The sequence below is a fragment of the Corallococcus praedator genome (assembly GCF_003612125.1).
In the GTDB taxonomy this organism is placed as follows: domain Bacteria; phylum Myxococcota; class Myxococcia; order Myxococcales; family Myxococcaceae; genus Corallococcus; species Corallococcus praedator.
Genome location: NZ_RAWI01001136.1, coordinates 1 through 427, shown reverse-complemented (window position 1 = coordinate 427; position 427 = coordinate 1). Strand labels below are relative to the sequence as shown.

1 protein-coding gene is annotated in these 427 nt (G+C 75.6%); it reads left to right on the top strand.

Annotated features, from left to right (window positions below):
- Positions 1–13: 13 nt before the first annotated feature.
- On the top strand, positions 14–427 hold a 414-nt coding region (locus tag D7Y13_RS43405), incomplete at its 3' end, for an ATP-binding protein (protein ID WP_279637212.1).

The following is a 427-nucleotide window of genomic DNA, read 5'->3' as shown; positions in this document are numbered from 1 at the left end:
CCTGAACCTCGCGGTGAACGCGCGGGACGCCATGCCGGACGGTGGCACGCTCCGGATCAGCGCGACGGCCGAAACGGTCGGGGCAGTGAGCGCACGGAAGCGCCCCTTGGACCAGGCTCCGAAGCTCGCGCCCGGCCGCTACGTGCGCCTGTCGGTGGCCGACACCGGCACCGGCATGGACGAGGCCACGCTCGCCCGCGCCGTGGAGCCCTTCTTCTCGACCAAGGGCGTGGGCAAGGGCACGGGCCTGGGCCTCAGCATGGCGCACGGCCTCGCCTCCCAGCTCGGTGGCGCGCTCGGGATCCAGAGCCGGCCGGGGCTCGGCACCAACGTCGAGCTGTGGCTGCCCCAGAGCGGCGAGGCGCCGGAGGCGGCGAGCCCGCCGCCCATGTCGTCGCCGGACGGGCTGCGCGGCACGGCGCTGCTG